General features: G+C 32.9%; 17 protein-coding genes and 2 pseudogenes. 14 read left to right on the plus strand and 5 right to left on the minus strand.

Features of this window, described 5'->3' with window-relative positions; all coding sequences use genetic code 11:
- The 3 genes from I2F23_RS11970 to I2F23_RS11980 all read left to right on the plus strand — a co-directional run.
- The coding region (locus I2F23_RS11970) for a transposase (RefSeq protein ID WP_195771759.1) at positions 1-180 on the plus strand (180 nt) is incomplete at its 5' end.
- A gap of 870 nt (positions 181-1,050) precedes the next feature.
- A complete protein-coding gene (locus I2F23_RS11975; RefSeq protein ID WP_195772827.1) occupies positions 1,051-2,283 on the plus strand; it encodes an ATP-binding protein in 1,233 nt (410 codons plus the stop codon).
- A gap of 632 nt (positions 2,284-2,915) precedes the next feature.
- The gene (locus I2F23_RS11980; RefSeq protein WP_195772828.1) at positions 2,916-3,782 is read left to right on the plus strand and encodes an alpha/beta fold hydrolase; all 867 of its coding nucleotides are present in this window, start codon (positions 2,916-2,918) and stop codon (positions 3,780-3,782) included.
- Between the two features lie 45 nt (positions 3,783-3,827).
- Here I2F23_RS11980 and I2F23_RS11985 read toward each other — a convergent pair whose 3' ends face one another.
- Complete coding sequence (locus tag I2F23_RS11985) at positions 3,828-4,712, minus strand: alpha/beta hydrolase (RefSeq protein WP_195772829.1); 885 nt, start codon at positions 4,710-4,712, stop codon at positions 3,828-3,830.
- Positions 4,713-4,944: 232 nt separating this feature from the next.
- Between I2F23_RS11985 and I2F23_RS11990 the strand changes: the two genes are divergently transcribed.
- The 4 genes from I2F23_RS11990 (at position 4,945) to I2F23_RS12005 (ending at position 8,707) form a co-directional block, all read left to right on the plus strand.
- Positions 4,945-5,595 carry a paraquat-inducible protein A gene (locus I2F23_RS11990; protein ID WP_195772830.1) on the plus strand — a complete coding sequence of 217 codons (651 nt, stop codon included), beginning with the start codon at positions 4,945-4,947 and terminating at the stop codon, positions 5,593-5,595.
- Positions 5,592-6,341 carry a paraquat-inducible protein A gene (locus I2F23_RS11995; RefSeq protein WP_195772831.1) on the plus strand — a complete coding sequence of 250 codons (750 nt, stop codon included), beginning with the start codon at positions 5,592-5,594 and terminating at the stop codon, positions 6,339-6,341. Before I2F23_RS11990 ends, I2F23_RS11995 begins: the two co-directional genes overlap by 4 nt.
- Position 6,342: 1 nt before the next feature.
- A complete protein-coding gene (locus I2F23_RS12000; RefSeq protein WP_195772832.1) occupies positions 6,343-8,007 on the plus strand; it encodes a PqiB family protein in 1,665 nt (554 codons plus the stop codon).
- Positions 8,008-8,107: 100 nt separating this feature from the next.
- Positions 8,108-8,707 (plus strand): PqiC family protein, encoded by a 600-nt coding sequence (locus I2F23_RS12005; RefSeq protein WP_323127199.1) that lies wholly within the window; start codon positions 8,108-8,110, stop codon positions 8,705-8,707.
- A gap of 100 nt (positions 8,708-8,807) precedes the next feature.
- On the opposite strand, the gene I2F23_RS12010 is transcribed toward I2F23_RS12005, so the two are convergent.
- Complete coding sequence (locus I2F23_RS12010; RefSeq protein ID WP_195772834.1) at positions 8,808-9,566, minus strand: AraC family transcriptional regulator; 759 nt, start codon at positions 9,564-9,566, stop codon at positions 8,808-8,810.
- Positions 9,567-9,668: 102 nt separating this feature from the next.
- On the opposite strand from I2F23_RS12010, the gene I2F23_RS12015 reads away from it, so the two are divergent.
- The 6 genes from I2F23_RS12015 to I2F23_RS12040 all read left to right on the plus strand — a co-directional run bounded on the left by I2F23_RS12015 (position 9,669) and on the right by I2F23_RS12040 (position 16,521).
- Complete coding sequence (locus tag I2F23_RS12015; RefSeq protein ID WP_195772835.1) at positions 9,669-10,889, plus strand: MFS transporter; 1,221 nt, start codon at positions 9,669-9,671, stop codon at positions 10,887-10,889.
- A 181-nt stretch (positions 10,890-11,070) separates the two neighbouring features.
- Entirely contained in the window at positions 11,071-11,703 is a 633-nt protein-coding gene (locus tag I2F23_RS12020; RefSeq protein WP_323127200.1) for a lysophospholipid acyltransferase family protein, read from the plus strand.
- A 2-nt stretch (positions 11,704-11,705) separates the two neighbouring features.
- Entirely contained in the window at positions 11,706-12,644 is a 939-nt protein-coding gene (locus tag I2F23_RS12025; RefSeq protein ID WP_195772836.1) for a phosphatidate cytidylyltransferase, read from the plus strand.
- Positions 12,645-12,902: 258 nt separating this feature from the next.
- Entirely contained in the window at positions 12,903-14,114 is a 1,212-nt protein-coding gene (locus tag I2F23_RS12030; protein ID WP_195772837.1) for a glycoside hydrolase family 28 protein, read from the plus strand.
- A 71-nt stretch (positions 14,115-14,185) separates the two neighbouring features.
- The gene (locus tag I2F23_RS12035; RefSeq protein WP_228284815.1) at positions 14,186-15,184 is read left to right on the plus strand and encodes a pectate lyase family protein; all 999 of its coding nucleotides are present in this window, start codon (positions 14,186-14,188) and stop codon (positions 15,182-15,184) included.
- Between the two features lie 272 nt (positions 15,185-15,456).
- The gene (locus I2F23_RS12040; RefSeq protein WP_211140234.1) at positions 15,457-16,521 is read left to right on the plus strand and encodes a glycoside hydrolase family 28 protein; all 1,065 of its coding nucleotides are present in this window, start codon (positions 15,457-15,459) and stop codon (positions 16,519-16,521) included.
- A 36-nt stretch (positions 16,522-16,557) separates the two neighbouring features.
- Here I2F23_RS12040 and I2F23_RS12045 read toward each other — a convergent pair whose 3' ends face one another.
- Together I2F23_RS12045 and I2F23_RS12050 are read right to left on the minus strand one after the other, a co-directional pair.
- Positions 16,558-17,454 (minus strand): ParB/RepB/Spo0J family partition protein, encoded by an 897-nt coding sequence (locus I2F23_RS12045; protein ID WP_195772839.1) that lies wholly within the window; start codon positions 17,452-17,454, stop codon positions 16,558-16,560.
- Positions 17,451-18,239, minus strand: a complete 789-nt coding sequence (locus tag I2F23_RS12050) for a ParA family protein (protein WP_195772840.1) — start codon at positions 18,237-18,239, stop codon at positions 17,451-17,453. The genes I2F23_RS12045 and I2F23_RS12050 overlap by 4 nt, the downstream gene beginning before the upstream one ends.
- A gap of 197 nt (positions 18,240-18,436) precedes the next feature.
- Between I2F23_RS12050 and I2F23_RS13935 the strand changes: the two are divergent.
- Positions 18,437-19,344 (plus strand): annotated as a pseudogene (locus I2F23_RS13935) (LysR family transcriptional regulator).
- On the opposite strand, the pseudogene I2F23_RS12060 reads toward I2F23_RS13935, so the two are convergent.
- A pseudogene (locus tag I2F23_RS12060) lies at positions 19,341-19,586 on the minus strand (SRPBCC domain-containing protein); the annotation flags it as partial. The pseudogenes I2F23_RS13935 and I2F23_RS12060 sit on opposite strands and share 4 nt — an antisense overlap.

A 19,586-nucleotide genomic window follows, 5' to 3' on the forward strand; every position in this document is an offset into this window, starting at 1 on the left:
GACACACAGGAGTTACTAGAACATCATGGGCATCAGATTTTATGGTTACCGCCTTATAGCCCTGATTTGAATTCTATTGAAAAGACTTGGGCATGGATTAAGAAAAAGAGAAAAGAATGGCAAGAGGATTGTATTGATCGACTCTTTCAGATGTTTTTTCATTTTTGTATGAGTAATTAGATTGTTTGACTATACCAAAACATCATCTTGTAGACTTTTTTAATGCTTGAAGAAGCATTTTTTGTAGCGATTTAAAAAAAATTTATACACTATCTTTTTTAATATTTATCTAATCTAAAAAAACTTACTGAAATTACCTAGCTCTAGAGTACGTAAATCAAAATATAACGAAGACATATTTAGGTTATTTATTAGAAAAAAATACTAGAAATTAAATAAATAAAATTATCCTTAAGTACAAATTTATCTCTTCATAATATCTATATATAAAAATATTTCAGTCTATTCATTCTATAACATTAGGTAATTTTATTTTTAATCAACAATAGAATCTATATATATAAATAAGTCAAAAATTGAACAACTACTATATTTCTATAAGAAAATATTGAATAAATTTACCTTATACTAATCTAATGAAGATATATTTCTGAGAAAAATTATATTGAACTATTACAATATTTACCATATGATAAAATAGTAGTTTAATCAAAATAATTTCACTAGCACGATAAATTATATAGCATAGCGATCTATATCTAATATGACGTCTATGAAACATTCATACATAAAAAAAAATGTAAAGAATAAGATTTTTTTAATCACTTAGCAGATATATCTATTCAATTAGAAATAACATCCTTTATATAATACTAAAAAATCATCAATCTATTTTTAGTAATCATGATCCAGAAATGAAATGACTACATCCAATCAACAATCAGACGAACAGAAAGTAGTAGTACCTATATAGCTAAAAAATTTTATTTTTTAACATTAAATCGAATATTATCTATTTTTGGTACATAAATTCACTTATAATATAAATATTGATATTTTTTTAAAAACTTTAGAGTCTAAGTGTAAAATATGAGAAAAAGTAATGTTCGACGTCATATGTACCTAAAATTCCTACATACATGGCAGAACCGAGATGTGATTAAAGTCCTTTCTGGAGTCCGTCGTTCGGGAAAATCAACGCTACTCTCTATGTTTCAAAAAGATTTATTAGAACAAGGTGTAAAACCTGAAAATATTATCGCTATTAACTTTGAGTTCATGGAGTTTGAAGAACTTACTGACTATCGAAAATTACATGACTACGTTTTATCTAAAGTTGATAAAAGTAAAAAGAATTATATTTTTTTAGATGAAGTACAGCATGTTTTACATTTTGAAAAAGTTGTAGATTCTCTGTATGTCAGGGATTATATCGATTTATATATTACAGGTTCTAATGCCTTCTTTTTAAGTGGTGAACTTGCAACGTTGCTTACTGGAAGGTATGTAGAACAGCATGTTTTACCTCTATCTTTTTCTGAATTTAAGCAATGGCATGTTGCGCATAATACTATTATACAGCAATTGTCGAATCGCGATTTGTATACAATGTATACTCAAAGTAGCTTCCCTTATACATTGGCCATGGGGAACCAAGATGAAACATATGACTACTTACAGGCTGTTTATGCCAGTATTATGTTTAAAGATGTGATTTATCGTCTAAATACATCTGATACGCAGTCTCTAGAACGTGTCGCAAAATATTTAGCGAGTGTAACTGGATCACCTATTTCAATTAATAAAATTAAAAACACTTTTGTTTCAAGTGGTGTAAAAATTTCTTTTGAAACTGTAAAACGTTATATCCAAGGGCTACAAGATAGTCTGTTATTTTACAGTGCTGCTCAATTTAAAATTCGTGGTCGAGAGCTGTTACAATCGTCTGAAAAATACTATTTAGTTGATGTAGGCTTACGTCGAATTATGTTGCCTGATGCCAATTCAGATCAGGGACATATTCTAGAAAACGTAATTTACCTTGAGCTTATTAGACGAGGATACACAGTTTATGTTGGTCGAGTAGGAGAGTATGAAATTGACTTTGTGGCAGTGGACACTCTACAAAATCTAACTTACTATCAGGTAGCTTTAGAAACACTCAGTGAAGAAACATTAGCTAGAGAATTACGTCCCTTACAGAAAGTCTCCGATTCATATCCAAAGTACTTACTCACTTTAGATACAATTGGGGGTGAAGCTAATTATGATGGAATTGTAAAAATGAATGCCCTCGATTGGTTATTAAAAGAAAGTGCATAATTCATTTTTATAAAAGTTGTAGTTTGGGCAAATTAAGCAAATGCTTTTTGCCCTCAAAAAAATATTTAAATGTTCATTTACACAGTTTGTCATTTCAACCTTCCACTTTGAAGTAAACTAATTCCTAGAAGTTTAAATTGACTAAAAAATATTGATAGCCTCCTAAAAAGGGTGGAATCAAATTATAAAAAATGATCAGAAGTGCTATACATTTTAATTTGTATAAGGTCATATACTATTTTTTAATCGATAGTGTGTAATTTAAAATAAAATTAATAAAAAATTCTAATATAAAAATTTATTTCAAAACAAAGATATATTCACAATCTGATTTATGTCCAATGTAAAAATCGCTCTTAAAATCTGAAACATTTACCTCAGATCATCTTACCAATATGAATGAAGTACATCATAAAATATGCATAAATTTTTTAATTAGATAAATTTAATGTTAGAATATTCTAACTATAGAGATGTATAGTATTTAATAGTGGAATGACTAATGTCAATTATAGTGCTTTTATTTGACAGATTCGGCATTAATTAAGTTTTAAAGAAAAACTTATGATCTTTTTTAAAAGCAGATACTTATGAGAGATATATTTGCCATACCCAATTTATAAGTGAGATGAATGATGAGTAATGTGTCTTTACCGATATATCACCAATATGAATTTGTAGATGGTGTAAATATTTTCTATAGAAAAGCAGGAAATGCTGATAGACCAACTTTGGTTCTACTTCATGGCTTTGCTGCTTCCTCTTTTATGTTTAGAAATCTTATACCTATACTTTCAGAAAAGTATTACGTCATCGCTCCTGATTTACCTGCTTTTGGATTAACAGAAGTATCTGATAAATATGAATACAGTTTTGATCAAATTGCTTTAACTATCGAAAAATTTTTACAAAAGTTAGGAGTAACTAAATATAGTTTGCTTGTGCATGATTATGGCGCACCTATAGGATGGCGTATAGCTATAAAAAACCCGAATGCAATAGAAGCAATTATTTCTCAAAATGGAAACGCCTATGAAGAAGGTTTAAGTCCATTGTGGTCATCTATAAAAAAATACTGGGAAAATCCAACCACAGAAAATAGAGAAAGTTTAAGACCTCTGGTTACGCCAGAATCGATAAAATGGCAATATTTAGAAGGGGTAAATGATGAAACAATTGTGCCACCAGAATGCTATATATTTGAGGGTAATAACTTATTAAATATAGATTCTAATATACATTTAGACTTAATATTAGATTATAAATCTAATATTGACCTGTATATTGAGTTTCAAAAATACCTTACAGATTATCAACCTCCTTTATTGGCAGTTTGGGGGGAAAATGATCCTTTCTTTCTTCCCGAAGGTGCCCAAATGTGGAAAAGAGACTTACCCTCATCACAAATTTTTCTTTATGATACGGGACATTTTGCACTAGAAACACATCTGGAACCAATTTCTTCAGAAATTATGAAGTTTCTTAATCAGAATATATAAATGTTTATTCGAGCATAGTATTTCTTTCAAACTATGCTCGACCCTTTATCTATTTATAAAGATCTTAATATCTCTACTAAGATTAAAAATACAGTCTAAATGGGTAGTTGACTTAATAATTTTACTGGTTATGTGAATGTTATGACAATCCTTAATAAAAGCCAACATTGAATATGCATCAAATATTTCATCATTTTCTGCAATAAAAATAGCTACGGGTAAAGATATTCTACTCAACTGCTTTAATGGATAACGTGGAGTCAATGCATTTGCCATTTTTACACTATATTTTTGAATAAAGTCAGAACGCATATCTATAACCTTTTTAGGGAAATTTAGTTTAACCCCAATATGATTATTGAAAAACAGCCCCAAACTAAGCGCATTTATTACGAATACCCATTTATTTATAGATGCAAAAGGCATTGAAGATGTTTTATATAAGTGATGAGATCTCACAAATGGACCAAACTCTGGAGCGACGAGAATAAGACTATCAACTTTCGTGATTGGACAATATCTTGTGAAGTAGTTTAAGAGTAAGCCTCCACCACTTGAATGTCCAAGTAAGTGAATTCTTGCTTGAGGAGAAGTCTCTTTAAAATATTTAACGAGAGTATCAACATCTTGCCAAATTTGTTTAGGTCCAACTACTTTCCAAAGTTTACTTGATCGACCATGTTCTCTTATATCGACAAGACAAATACAAGTTTTTTTATATTGAACCAATTGTTTTGCCAATACATCATACCCAGCAGCTGAATTCACACCGCTACCATGATAGACAATAAAAATCTCATCAATATCTGAAGCTGGCTTATAAATACGTAGATATAAACCATCTATATATTGCTCTATCACTTGAATTGAGTCTGCTAAAGGTAAATCATGCTTTCTAAGTACATATAGAAAATTTTCAAAATTAAGCATTGTGTTATACGAGTATCAGACAAATAAAGATAATACTCAGCTTCGTGGCACTTTGTAATATCTTTCAAAGATATTATTTTTGAATTTTTTCTAAATCGAGGATTAACATGTAAAAGCTCGACTATACATAAATATCATCATATTCTTATGGTGAGTGTATATCTATATATGTTTAAATAGGATGCTTAACAATCGATCTAACGAGAATAAACAACAAGAGTATATCGATTATATGAATAAAAACCATGAACAAAATGTCATAGGCAGAGGCATTGAAGATTTAACCCAATTTTCAAGCTGTGATGAGTGCGATACCCTTTATCGTAAAGTTTCTTTAGCCCAAGGAGAAAAAGCCCGCTGTTTATCTTGTGGTGCAGAAATCTATAGTGAGCTAAAAGCATTTCATCATATTATTGCGCTTATTTTAACAGCATTAATTATCTTTATCGTTGCAAATAGCTTTCCAATTATAAAAATAGAAGTTCAAGGCAATTCAATACAAACAACTTTAATTGGTGCCGCATGGACTATGTTTCATATTGGTCGAGAAGTGGTTGCACTTATTCTAATTTTTACTACATTTATTATTCCACTGATCAACCTTATTTTATTAATGTATGTATTCATAAATGTAGGGTGGCTAAAAAGACGTCCATATTTTATGGTTTTCGCTTTAAGAACTTTATATTTATTTAGAGTTTGGGCAATGGTTGAAGTTTTTCTGATTGGTATATTAGTCACACTGGTTAAACTGATTAATATGGTCATCGTTATTCCAGAAGTCGCACTGTGGGCATTTGGGGCTTTAAGTATTTTCATGGTCTATTTAAATGACATAAAAGTACAAGATATTTGGGATGCAGTAGATAGGGACTTACCATGAAAGAAAATCATCCCAAGCATCATTATTATACGCGTGCAGCAGATCTTTCATTGGTCAGATGTCACTGCTGTGGTTTACTCAGCGCTTCAGAGCAAAATTTAAATACACATCAAAATTGTCCTCGGTGCAATTCAGCATTACATATTCGTAAACCACAGAGCTTACAGAAAACATTTGCCTTTTTAATAGCAGCAACTATTTTATATATTCCTGCGAATGTTTTGCCGATGACGATAACCAACTCTATATTCGGAAGTCAAAGCGATACTATTATGAGTGGGGTTGTTTATTTCTGGCAAACACATGACTATCTGGTCGCCACTGTTATTTTTATTGCAAGTATATTTATTCCTCTTCTTAAGCTTTTTATTCTTAGCTTCTTATTACTAAGCATTTATATGCAATCTGTAAGGAGATGGAAATTTAGTCCCAAACATTGCAGTATCTTATATCGAATTGTAGAAATCATTGGTCGCTGGTCAATGATAGATGTTTTTGTGGTGAGTTTACTTACAGCACTCATTCAAATTCACTCACTGGCAACCATACTAGCAGGTCCAGGTGCGGTTGCTTTTGGTGCAGTGGTTATTCTTACCATGTTTTCCTCACTTAGTTTCGATCCCCGTATGATTTGGGACAATTATTATGCAACAGATATCACTCATTTATCTCGAGTTCACTCTCACTCAATAAGCCAAGTATCGCAATCAGATGCTCTCAATTCCAAACCATTAAACGAACAATAATATGTCTGAAAATATAAAAACTGATGACGGTCAAAATCATAAATTATCTACTCAACAAAAAGCTGAGTCACAAGAAATTCCTGAGCCAATGATAAAGAAACCACGTGGCAGAATTTCACTCATTTGGATTATTCCCATCATTGCTTTGCTAATAGCCCTTTCTTTGGCTGCAAAAGCAATTTGGGAAAGAGGGCCAACGATAGAAGTAAGCTTTAGAACAGCAGATGGGTTGGAGGCTGGAAAAACCAATGTACGCTACAAACAAGTAAATATAGGTCTAGTACGTCAGATTAAACTTTCACCAGACAATAGCCATATTATTGCCGAAATTGAATTATCTAAAGACAACAGCACTTTTGCTGCAAAAGATTCACGCTTTTGGGTTGTACGTCCGCGTATTGGTACCACAGGTGTTTCTGGTATAGATACGCTTTTGTCTGGTTCTTATATTGAGGTCGATGGTGGTAAAGCCTCTGAAAAACAAACTGACTTTATTGGACTAGAAACACCGCCTGTTGTACCTTCCGATGTTCCAGGGAAAATCTTTTTTCTCACAGCAGACAATTTAGGATCTTTAGATATTGGTTCACCCATTTACTATCGACGGATTAATGTTGGACAAATTACAGCATATAATCTATCTCAAGATGGAAAACATGTTGAACTTCAAACATTTATTCGCAGTCCATACGATAAATTTGTTACAACAGACGCACGTTTTTGGCAAGCTAGCGGTGTCGATGTCAGTTTAAATGCTTCAGGATTCAGTCTAAACACCCAATCATTGGCCAGTATTATTACTGGTGGTATTGCTTTCGACTATCCAGAGAATTCTGATGCAAATACTGCACCTTTGAAAAGTCGCTTTACTTTGTGGAATTCTCGCACAGATGCTTTAAAAGTACCTGATGGTAAGCCACATAAAATTGTTATGTATTTTGACACATCACTTCGCGGACTTTCTACAGGCGCACCAATCGACTTTATGGGGATTAATATAGGAAATGTCACCTCAATTAATGTTGAATTCGATCCAAATTATAGCAAGCTACGTATGCGTGTTGAGGCGGTTCTATATCCATCTCGCTTAGCAAATGGCAAAGAGCTCGATCCTACAGGTGCAATTTTTAGAAGATTTATTCAACAAGGTTGGCGCGCACAAATGCGTACAGGAAACTTACTCACAGGACAAAATTATATCGCTTTCGATAAATTCCCTAAAGCTAAACCTGTAACACTTATACAGCCTGAAAATGGAGTTGTCGAAGTTCCAACTATTCCACCTGAATTAAATAGCCTACAAGCACAAGTTTCTGAAATTGCAGATAAAGTGAGTAAATTCCCGATTGATGAAATTGGCGGTGATGTACGTAAGACTTTGAAAAATATGAATACTACAATTGAATCTACTGACAAATTAATCAAACAGCTGGATACTAAAGTCGCGCCTGATTTCCAAGCTACATTAAACGATGCACGTAGAACCATGCAATCGACTGAGTCCATCTTGTCAAGTGATGCACCAATGCAACAAGATTTGCGTAGAGTCTTACAACAAGTCACTCGTACAGCCGCATCACTACAGCTTATGTCAGATTATATTGAGCAACATCCTGAATCGCTCATTCGTGGCAAAAAAGGAGAAACACATAAAAATGCTAAATAAAATAAATAAACTGTGCTCATTAAGACATACGCGAAACCTAAGATCTAACCTGTTCTTAGTTAGCATATTTGCAATGATACTTACAGGATGTGCAAGTTCCGTGAATCCCAATTATTATACACTTGCACCAAAAGTTATTCCTATACAAGGCACACCTCTTAGAATTATTGAAGTATTGCCCGTTGGCTTACCTGATCGTCTAGACCGTGTATCTATCATGGTCAATACTGATCAAGGGCAGTCAAATATATTGGATAATAATAGATGGACATCTACGCTTTCAACTGAATTACATGATAGTTTATCGGCTAGCCTACAACAGCAATTAAATGCTGTAGATCGCTATACCAGTGGTATTTCAACCACAAATACAGTGTATAGAATTGCGATCGATTTTTCTCGCTTCGATATCATCAAACCAATCCCAAATCATCGTAATGGAAGCGTCGAAGTTGCAGTCAGTTGGATGATAAAACCTATCGAGCCTTTACAAACCTCTACCACCTCAAAACAGCCTATCCATCGATTACTCAACTGCAGAATGAGTTTTAGCCAAGAAATTGCCAATTCAGATAGTGTTACTGATATGGTTAATGCTTCTAAATTAGCGGTTAATCAAGTCACAACCGGTGTTTCTGACGCAGTTTTTGCCGTTGAAAAAGGTACAACACCCCGAGTTAATCATGCAGTGTGTTCTTAGTTAATTCTAAAGCTCTATGTGTAGAATTTAAGCTTCATTACACATAGAGCTTACTATTTCTTATATGCTTCACTGAAAGAAAATTAGAATCTATTTTTATTTATTTCAATAATTTAGGTGTATATCCTAAATGCCTTTTAAACATGGTACTAAATGCACTTGTTGTTGCATAACCTAAACGAGACGAAATATATGCAATAGATCTACCATTTGATAAATCATCTAATGCCAATGAAAGATGTAATTGTTGCACCCAACTTCTATATTGAAGTCCAGTTTCTTTTTTAAATAATCTCATTAATGTTCTTGAACTGGTTCCTATTTTTTCAGACCAATGATTCAAATCTTTATACTGGTGAGGCTGACTCATCAGTTGATGACAAATAAAATCTAAACGTCGATCTACTGGCCATGGAATTTCTATAGGAAGTACTAAAGCACGTTGTATTTCATCAAAAATTAGCCTCTGAATCGCTATCTTTAGTTCATCACTATATGGAATTCCATCTTTTTCAATTTGATCTAAATCATTTAATCGAAGCACCAAAGCTTTGAGCAAATTCGACATTCTGAGTAAATAACACTTTTCCCCCATGACATGAGCAGCATTTTTTTCAACCAATACTGTACTTAAACAAATTTCACTCATCGGTGTCACACTGTGCTCACACAGGGCAGGAATCCATAAAGCATATTGAGTAGGGACAACCCATACACTTCCTTGCGTCTGGACACGCATGGTTCCTTTGGAAGCATACAATAGTTGTGCACGACTATGCGAATGAGGCTCAATATAAGTACCATACGAATGGTATGATCCCATTGATATAATAAGTTCAGGAAAAGCTTGAATGCTCATTAGATAGATTTTAATTGTCAGTTATAAAGTGTTTTATGGAATATAGTCGTATTCATGACAAATTATAATAATCAATTAAAGAGCAATAAACAAAGGACTTTAATGGAATCTTCTATAAAAATTTCAACAAAAATTGAATCACCACCAAACCACGTTAACCAGATGATATATCCTGTTGTCTTTTCTGTGGCATTCACACATCTGCTTAACGACTTAATTCAAGCATCTCTTCCTGCCATTTATCCACTGTTAAAAACTAATTTTGAGCTAAGTTTTGCCCAAATTGGATTAATATCATTAATTTACCAAGTCACAGCTTCTCTTTTACAACCATGGATTGGCCTGTATACAGATAAACATCCCAAACCATTTTTATTGCCCTTAGGGATGGTATCTACACTTATAGGAATCATTTTAATGGCATTGTCCGGAAGTTTTTCTATGCTTCTTTTATCTGCAGCCTTAATTGGGGTAGGTTCTTCTACCTTTCACCCTGAAGCATCACGTGTTACAAGAGTGGCATCTGGGGGAAGATTTGGAACGGCACAATCAATTTTTCAGGTTGGTGGAAACTCAGGTTCTGCTATAGGGCCTTTATTGGTTGCTTTAATTATTGTGCCACATGGTCAAATGGCTTTTGCTTGGTTAGTCATTTTTGCGCTTTTAGCAATTTTTATCTTATACCGTGTCAGCCATTGGAATGTTAAACATAGTCATAATCAGCTAACCAAACTAGCTTCACATCATGTCTCAAAATTTCATGGCAAAAAACTTATACAAGCATTATCAATCATTTGTATTTTAATTCTTATAAAATTTACTTACATTGCAAGCCTGAGTAATTATTATACATTTTATTTAATCCATAAATTTAATGTTTCATTACAAGATGCCCAACTGTATTTATTCGCTTTCTTAGCCGCAGTTGCATTCGGCACATTCTTCGGTGGTCCTATAGGAGATCGAATCGGTCGTAGATCGGTAATTTGGGTATCTTTTATTGGAATGATTCCATTTGCTTTTGTACTTCCTCACGTTAATCTTTTTTGGACATGTATCTGTGCAATGATGGCAGGTTTAATTATGTCATCTGCATTCTCTGCAATGATTGTATATGTACAAGAAGCTGTTCCGGGTCGCGTTGGTATGATTTCAGGACTCATGTTTGGTCTTATGTTTGGTGTAAGTGGTATTGCTGCTGCCGGCCTAGGCTATTTGGCTGATAAAAATAGTATAGAATGGGTGTTTGGTCTTTGTGCCTATTTGCCACTTCTAGGTTTTTTAACTTTCTTTTTACCAAGATCAAATACAGAAAATACTTAATAGAAATTAAAGAATAATAAAATAATGTAAACAAATTCACATTTTTTTAACTGATTTGTGTATTATTTATGTTAAGATAATACACAAATCTATTTTTAGTAAGGGCATCTATTACGTCACTTACTAGAAAGTTTATTTTTCGTATTCAACCATCAGATATAGTCCTACACTGGAAATATTCGTGAATCTTCGTAAATATTTAGGAAGTTTAATTTCTTTTATACTTAGAAAGGCTATATGCTTTATCACGGGTACACGAAGTTTTTGGACGGATAAACAGCCTACTTCAATACAAAAAATTTACTATACAAATCATACGAGCCATATCGACTTTATTCTTTTATGGTCTTCTCTTCCACGTGAAATTAGAGAAGTGACAAGACCAGTCGCAGGTGGTGATTACTGGCACAAGACAAGACTTCGACGGTTTATTATTTCAGATGTATTTCAAGGTATTATTATTTCTTCAAATAATCCTGACCCCCTTTTTAATGTCAAAGTAGCGCTAAACGCAGGCCATTCAGTGATCTTTTTTCCAGAAGGTACAAGAAATTTGGACTCTACTCATGCACTATTACCGTTTAAATCAGGATTATTCCATCTATCTCAGGCATTTCCAGAAATAGATATACTCCCTGTATGGATCGAAAACGTAAATCGCGTCATGCCAAAAGGTACATTTATTCCGCTTCCTATTTTATCGAATATTTATTTTGGAACACCTTTATCTCGTGAGATCAAAACAGTAAATAAAGATAAATTTCTTCAAGAAGCAAGAACCATGTTAATCAACCTGAGTAAGTACGAATCTTAATCATGAATAGTTTACAAATTAATTTTATTATCTTTATAACTATTACTATTTCACTTCTTCTAGCATCTCTCACTGGGTTCATACTAAAAAAGAAAATAAATCATGAACCTCATGCTGTTATTGATAACCTTAATGCACGAGTAAATGCATGGTGGGTCATGCTTATTATTCTTTATATTGCTATTTCAATCGGAGATTCAGCGATTGTTTTCCTTTTCGGAGCGATCTCTTTTTTTGCATTACGTGAATTTATTACATTATTACCTACAAGAAGAGACGACTATTCGGCACTTGCAATTTCTTTTTATTTACTTATTCCTTGTCAATATTATCTCGTACATATAAATGCTTATAATTTATATAGTTTGCTTATTCCTTTATATGCTTTTTTGCTTATTCCTATTCTTATCTTAAAACGCGAAGATACCACATCTTTTTTAGCACGTAGCGCAAAAATACATTGGGGACTAATGGTTTGTGTATATTGTATTTCGCATGTACCGGCTTTATTAAATTTAGAGATCATTGACCTAAGTGGTAAAAAAATATGGCTCATTATTTGGTTAATTTTAGTTGTACAACTGTCAGACGTATTTCAATATATTTGTGGAAAAATTTTTGGCAAACATAAACTTGCACCAATACTTAGTCCATCTAAAACCTTAGAAGGACTTATTGGTGGTATTGGACTAGCTTTAACTGTTGGTGTACTTACTAGAGGACTAACACCCTTTACTTTATTTCAGTCACTTTGGATTTCCTTAACTATATGCTTATTTGGTTTTTTAGGTGGTTTAGTAATGTCTGCAATTAAAAGAGACCGAGGGGTAAAAGACTGGGGGGATACCATTCAAGGCCATGGAGGAATCTTAGATCGTATGGATTCATTATGCTTTTCAGCACCAGTATTTTTTCACATACTCAAATATTGGTGGACTTGATATTTAGGGTTCAACATATATTTAGAGCTTTAGTCCAATAAAAATTATTTATTGTTTTTTTATATAAAAAAATGCTTTTAACTTAAAAAATTGATCAATATTGGTGCAAAATTTAATATAATCAACAAATAATACTAAAAAAATTACACTTTAATAAAAAATATAATATTTCAAAAGCCTAAACAAAAAACAATAATGTGACTCAGTTCACAATAATGAGCTTTGATTTTAAATTTTATCTTACTAATTTGGTCTTCTATGTTTTCATCACAGCAATTTAAGTATTTTACTTTTGGATTAATTGTTCTTTGCAATACACACAGTACATTTGCATCAGATAATAGAAAAGTCACAGAACCAACTATCCCAGAAACATGTAAAACGGTTTATGCCAGAAATACTCTAATTACAGAGGATATTCAAAATGCACTAAATACTTGTAGTGTAGGACAAGCGGTTCGTCTCTCCAAAAATGGCGCAATGAATGTCTTTCTTTCTGGCCCAATTAATATGCCAAATGGCGTAAGTTTAATTATAGACAAAGGTACAACGCTTCGTTCAATTAATAATGCAACTGCCTTCGATAATGGTCAAGGGAATTGTGGAACTCTCAACGGAGATGGTAAGAGTTGTAAAGCACTCATCACATTTTATCATGTTTCAAATGGCGGTATTTATGGAGAAGGTGAAATCGATGGTCAAGGTGGAGAGTCTCTAAATGACAAAATGATTACTTGGTGGGATCTTTCTGAAAAAGCACGGAAACCACGCAGAAATCAGAATTCACCTCGACTGATACAAGTAGAGCGAGGTCAAAATATTACCCTCCATCAAGTTACATTAAAAAATGCGCCTAAGTTTCATGCTGTATTTTCTCGCAGTAATGGCATTACGATTTGGAATATAAAAATTAATACACCATCTAATGCAAGAAATACAGATGGTATCGACTTTATGGCATCGCAAAATGCAACTGTCGCTTATAGCACAATTAGTACTGGTGACGACAACATCGCAATTAAAGCAGATCATCGAAGTGGACCATCAAGTAATATGAGCTTCTTGCAAAATACTTTTGGTACAGGAAATGGGTTATCTATCGGCAGTGAAACCAAAGATGGAATCTACAATATTTTCGTGGATGGCTTAATTATGCAAGGCACTAAAAATGGGCTGCGTATAAAAAGTGATAAGTCATCAGCAGGTGAAGTCGCAAATATTCATTACAATAATGTAGAGATGTCAAATGTAAAAAATGCGATTGTTATGGATACTGTTTATGAAAAAAAATCAGGTTCGACAAAAGCAGACTGGCATGATGTTACCTACAATGAAATTACTATTCATGGCCGATCAAATATCATTTTTAATGGTACCAATGCAATAAAACCTTTACATGCGACGCTTAGGAATATGAATTTATCTAACAATGTGTCTTGGATGATTAAGAACGCAAATTTAATAAAATAATTTTTAGATATCGGCCTAATGTATGTTTATTAGGCCATCAATAACACCTAAATTTAAAAGAGTCATTTGTTTTGAATATTTTATTTGTCTTATTGACTACATTACTTTTTATAAATGTCAGTTATGCCTCAAGTTACCCAACCACAGATTTAAATAAGCTTAGTGGGTTTGCAAAGCAAGCATATGTTACAGGTGGCTATGGCGGAAAAACTATTATCGTGAAAGATATTTCAAATCTAAAAAAGGAGATTCTGGGAGATGAACCAAAGGTTATTGTAGTTGAAGGTAAAATTGCTAGTACTAGCAAACAAAAGCTACTTCTTGGAAGCAATAAGACTATTGTTGGCTCCTTCAATAATTCAAATATTTTACATAATATTTACTTAGCTACATCTTCAAATAGCTCAAATATTATATTTCAAAACTTAGTTTTCAAGCATGATGAAAAAATTAAGGGAAATGGAGATATTCAACTCTATATTAACTATGGGCAGAAATATTGGATTGATCACTGTTCATTCGTCGGACACAGCTGGCAACTAGGAGATGGTAGCCTCGATAAATTAATCTATATTGGCGAGTCAGCAGATTATATCACTATTAGCCATTCATTATTTTCAAACCATCGATATGGTTCAATATTTGGCTATGCCCTGAATGGATATAAAGCAAAATATATTGGCTACCCAAGAATTACTTTAGCCAATAACTATTATGACAATATTTATGTAAGATCACCGGGTTTAATGAGATATGGTTATTTTCATGCTTACAATAACTATATTCGTAACTACCACTTGGGTTATACATTGGCACAAAATGCAAAAGTAATTTCTGAGTCAAATTATTTTGAATCAGGTTATGAAAAAGGTATTATTGATGATAAAAAAGAGAATACCTCGTTTACAGATACAAATAGTTACCCTAGCAGTATACAAAAATACTCGAAGAGTCCCTCTTGGTCTATTCCATACTCCTATCACACTCAGACAGCAAATTTTTCTAAAAACTGGAATCTTAACTATTCTGGTGCACAAAGTAATGCCAGTAAATTTACCTTCCCATATTAATTCATAGACAAGTGAGTGGATTTTACAGTTCACTCACATTTAATTATATAAAATTATAATTAATTATCATTTAATATATTTGAATTATTGTTTCCTCTTATTTATTTTAAAGATTGGGGTTAACAATGTACTTTTCGAAGATTCAATATCATTTAACATTCATTTTTTTAACTAGCTTATATAGCCCTGTATCTCACGCTATAGACAACCGGAATGTCATCGAACCTACTACACCGTCAGCCTGTACAACAGTATATGCAAGGAATACTGTTATGACTGATGATATACAAAAAGCCTTAAATAACTGTAGTGTTGGTAAAGCCGTGAAGCTTTCAAACAATGGATCAATGAATCTATTTCTTTCTGGTCCAATTACTATGCCAAATGGTGTAAGTCTAATTATAGATAAAGGCACAGTACTTCGTGCCGTTAACAATGCAAATACTTTTGATAATGGTTCAAAAAATTGTGGAACACTGAATGGAGATGGAAAAGGTTGCAAAGCACTTATTACGTTCTATCATGTTTCAAATGGTGGAATCTATGGGAAAGGTGAAATTGACGGTCAAGGTGGACAAATTCTTAATGATAAAATGTTGAGTTGGTGGGATCTTGCACAACAAGCTAAAAGTGGTAGTCAAAACCAAAATGCTCCTCGTTTAATACAAGTTGAGAGTAGTGAAAATATTAAGCTATATCAAATTACACTGAAAAATGCGCCTAAATTTCATGCTGTTTTCTCTAGAAGTAGTGATATTACTGTGTGGAATATAAAAATAAATACACCTGCTAATGCACGCAATACAGATGGATTAGATTTTATGTCTTCAAACAATGTTACTGTTGCTTCGAGTAATATTAGTACAGGAGATGATAATATTGCGATTAAAGCCAGTGGAGGTAATGGCTCTTCAACAGATATGAGTTTTTTAAACAACATATTTGGTAGTGGACATGGTTTTTCTATTGGTAGCGAAACTAAAGACGGGGTTTATAACATCTATGTCAATGGCTTAACTATGAAAGGTACTGATAATGGATTACGCATTAAAGGTGACCGTTCACAATCTGGAGAGGTATCGAATATCCAATATAACAATGTGAATATGTCGAATGTAAAAAACTCAATTATTATGGATACTGTTTATGAGAACAAATCAGGATCTACTAAAGCAAACTGGCACGACGTGATTTATAATGAAATTACTGTTTTTGGTCAGTCTAATATTATTTTTAATGGCACAAATGCAATAGCTCCCCTGAAAGCAACAATGACAAATATGCATTTACCAGATAATATTATGTGGAATATTAAAAATACCAATATAAATAAATAATACTAAAGTAGAGAAGTAGTGTAGCAAGTTGCTACACTATTTATTTTTCTTCTGAATAAATTCTTGAAAAAATTTTTCAATTACCAGAATGTCACTTTGATTCAAATCTTCGATATTTAAATCAACTTTTAACTTGTTATTCTTAAAAAGAATTTTTCCGACTTTTTCGCTATTACAATGAATCTGAGATAAAATCTGCTCTGAAGATTTTTCTAAAATAGGAGTTAAATTTTTTTCTGCAACTGGAACAATTTTTGTTTGTTCACATTTCCCAGCCTTGAAGCTTTTCCATGCATCTTCTAAACTTCTTTGGGCATATTCAAGTTTATAATCTGCCAAGTATTTTTTAATACTTGTTGCGACTGTACGCCCAATTAAAGTAGGATCATTATTCAAATCATTTACAATATAGTCGGGCATTTTCTCAAAAGATAAGTATTTATACATATCTTCCCTATTTAGTCCGAGCGATTTTGCGAGTTTACTCTTATTTTTTTTAGTTTCTTCATCTAGATGACTCAACCCCATATAAATTTCATAGTCGGTTAAATCAGCTCGCTTTAAATTTTCAGCAAGTGTTAAGAGTGCAGCATCCTCATTGCTTACATCTATAATAATGACTTCGATTGTGCTTTTAGATAGTAGTTGATGTGCTTTTAAGCGTCGTTCTCCAGCGATAAGTTCATAGCCCGAATGAGTTCTTCTGACTGTGATAGGTTGCAATAAACCGATTTCTTCAATTGAGTTCGCAAGCTCCTGAAGTTCTGCCTTGTCAAATCCTCTGCGAGGTTGATTGGGACTACTTATAATTTCAGATAAAGGAATATTTTTACGAAATTCTTTAGCAAAAGTAGATTGATCCCTTTGAGCATGACTATGTTGTTTTGTATTCTGTTGTAACCGCTTTGCAAGCAATTCTTTTGCACTACTCATGATTCTAGTTTCACCAATATTTCATTTGCCAATTCAGAAAAAGATAATCTTATCTTTGATTTTTTATCTATATCAATTAAAGATTGTTTGAGTATAGCTGCTTGATTCACTTTTGTACTTGTTGGAATGGTCGTCTCAAATAGTTGGCCTACCGTATTATTGGTTTCATCTTGTATAAGCTTACATACATTCTGTCGCTTATCGTGCTTAATTAATAACGTACCTAATAATTTTAATTTGGGATTAATCCTGTGAATTTTCGATATATGGTTAATTAAGTCGGTAACACCATATAGACCATACTGCGACCCAGATTCAATTGGAATAATGACATGGTCTGCAGCAGCTAGTGCGTTACTCGTAAGTATTTTTAAACTAGGTGGACAATCAATCAATATGAAATCATAGATTCCAAATAAAGGCTCAAGTTTATATTTCAATTCCTCATTTGGACGTGGTGAATACTCTTTCAACTGGTCCTCTGTCTTTCCTAGATTAAGAGAACCATATATAAGAGACACACCCTTAAAATTTGTTTCTTCTTCTAAAGCATCAACCAATAAATTTTCTTCATGAGTCAGAAGTTCGGCAGATGTTATACTAATTTCACTAGGATGTTGCTTACCAATGTGTAGACTTACATTTGCTTGAGGATCTAAATCAACAATTAATACGCGCTTTCCACACTCTACCAATTCTGCGGCTAGATGTACTACAGTTGTCGTTTTACCACAACCACCTTTGTGATTAGCCACAGCAATAATCTGTGTTTTATTAGTTTCCATAATTGATATATTTTCGATACATTGAATGAGTTTAATACGAAGTGTAGCAAGTTGCTACACTTACTCTTTAAAAGTTTACTTAATTATATCATTTAGAAATTTTAACAAAATCCTGAATATAGATCATCAAAAAACTATCATACTATGTAGCAATAAGCTTAGTATAATTCTTTTAATTACTTGTATAGTCTGCATTTATGAAACATGACCTCAGAAACTTAGATTTCAATTTATTAAAAGCATTTGATGCTCTTTTTGATGAGCGCAGTGTCACAGAGGCAGCTAAGAAGTTATATCTAACACAACCTGCGGTCAGTGGCATGTTACAAAGATTAAGAGATTATTTTGACGACCCTTTATTTATAAGAGCTCAGCGAGGTATTTATCCCACCTCACGAGCAAAACAGTTAGCACCCACTGTTAAAAACATCCTCTTTGATATTGATACATTAATTCAACCTAATCATTTTGATCCTAAAAATGATGAATATTTATTAAGGATATCAGCTACCGATTATGCATTAAAAGTGGTTCTTGTACCTTTTATCGCTCAGTTGAGAATACATGCACCTCATGTAAAAGTTTCAATTCTTCCCATAAGAAATGAAGACATATTTATGCAATTAGAGCAAGGCACAATTGATTTGGCATTAGTTACTTCAGATTTAAACCATAAAGAAGTTTACAAGCAGGATTTATTTACAGATACACCTGCTTAATTCACAAAGAACACCCTCTTGCTTCTCATAAGAATATTACACTTGATGAGTTTTTTAAGCTCAAATATGTCTTGATTTCACATGAAGGAGGGAATTTTGAGGGTATTACAGATCAACAATTGAAAATATTCAATAAAAAAAGGGGCGTGATCATTTCTATAAATAGTTTTCTAATTTTGTCTGAAATATTAGCCAACACAGATTTAGTGGCTGTTGTTCCCTCAAAATTAGCTAATAATTTAACAGACTTCTTAACATTTAAACCACCAATCGCAATACCAAATTTTAATAAATCTTTAGTTTGGCATGAGCGAAACCATCGCGACCCAGCACAACAATGGCTCCGTGATCTGATGGTTCAAACTGTATTAAGTAAAAATAGTTAATTATTTACTACTTTTGCTAATCCATCTAACCAGTCTTGATGACCATTTAACATAGGATTTGGTTTTTCTAATGCTAATGCTTTAGCAGGAATGCCTATTTGTGTCTCTTGTGTAAGAATTCGCACTCTATTATTTGATAAATTTTCAATAAGCCAAGCGTGATGCACATCTAAACGCTCAATAGAGTTAATTTCACCAGCCCATCCATGCCAGCGATTCTGGCTGGGTGATGAGCTATAGGC

It is taken from the genome of Acinetobacter pollinis (genome assembly GCF_015627175.1).
Lineage (GTDB): Bacteria > Pseudomonadota > Gammaproteobacteria > Pseudomonadales > Moraxellaceae > Acinetobacter > Acinetobacter pollinis.

What these genes read in the sequence shown, in the direction of transcription:
- I2F23_RS11985 (WP_195772829.1), bottom strand. Translation starts at nt 4,712, where the DNA reads ATGCTTAATTTTGAAAATTTTCTATATGTACTTAGAAAGCATGATTTA.
- I2F23_RS11980 (WP_195772828.1), top strand. Translation starts at nt 2,916, where the DNA reads ATGATGAGTAATGTGTCTTTACCGATATATCACCAATATGAATTTGTA.
- I2F23_RS12040 (WP_211140234.1), top strand. Translation starts at nt 15,457, where the DNA reads ATGACTGATGATATACAAAAAGCCTTAAATAACTGTAGTGTTGGTAAA.
- I2F23_RS12050 (WP_195772840.1), bottom strand. Translation starts at nt 18,239, where the DNA reads ATGGAAACTAATAAAACACAGATTATTGCTGTGGCTAATCACAAAGGT.
- I2F23_RS12030 (WP_195772837.1), top strand. Translation starts at nt 12,903, where the DNA reads ATGTTTTCATCACAGCAATTTAAGTATTTTACTTTTGGATTAATTGTT.
- I2F23_RS11995 (WP_195772831.1), top strand. Translation starts at nt 5,592, where the DNA reads ATGAAAGAAAATCATCCCAAGCATCATTATTATACGCGTGCAGCAGAT.
- I2F23_RS11990 (WP_195772830.1), top strand. Translation starts at nt 4,945, where the DNA reads ATGAATAAAAACCATGAACAAAATGTCATAGGCAGAGGCATTGAAGAT.
- I2F23_RS12045 (WP_195772839.1), bottom strand. Translation starts at nt 17,454, where the DNA reads ATGAGTAGTGCAAAAGAATTGCTTGCAAAGCGGTTACAACAGAATACA.
- I2F23_RS12015 (WP_195772835.1), top strand. Translation starts at nt 9,669, where the DNA reads ATGGAATCTTCTATAAAAATTTCAACAAAAATTGAATCACCACCAAAC.
- I2F23_RS12025 (WP_195772836.1), top strand. Translation starts at nt 11,706, where the DNA reads ATGAATAGTTTACAAATTAATTTTATTATCTTTATAACTATTACTATT.
- I2F23_RS11975 (WP_195772827.1), top strand. Translation starts at nt 1,051, where the DNA reads ATGAGAAAAAGTAATGTTCGACGTCATATGTACCTAAAATTCCTACAT.
- I2F23_RS12010 (WP_195772834.1), bottom strand. Translation starts at nt 9,566, where the DNA reads ATGAGCATTCAAGCTTTTCCTGAACTTATTATATCAATGGGATCATAC.
- I2F23_RS12000 (WP_195772832.1), top strand. Translation starts at nt 6,343, where the DNA reads ATGTCTGAAAATATAAAAACTGATGACGGTCAAAATCATAAATTATCT.